1 protein-coding gene is annotated in these 250 nt (G+C 44.0%); it reads right to left on the bottom strand.

Features of this window, described 5'->3' with window-relative positions:
- Positions 1-250 (bottom strand): hypothetical protein (locus tag A3757_RS26275; RefSeq protein WP_197469737.1); only part of this gene is annotated, 250 nt, incomplete at both ends.

Here is a 250-nt window from a genome sequence, read left to right as displayed (position 1 = left end):
ATTGTCTGAATTGGCGACAGGCTCTGGTTCATTAACACGAACGCCATCCGAGGCAAACTCGTCTTCAAGCTCATTTCGATACTCTGAATCTGATCCATCGACACCCTCATCACTTTGATGTATTCGGGCAAAGCTCTCTTCAATTAACTCTAATGCAGCACGAATCATTGACTCTGGGTTATAAAACCCCATATGCGCCTTACTTTCACCAATCAACACTGACAATGCAGTCTCTTCAGACTCACATAGA

It is taken from the genome of Oleiphilus sp. HI0117, assembly GCF_001635235.1.
Note: the sequence above shows the minus strand (reverse complement) of the source record. Positions and strands in the feature narration are given on the sequence as shown.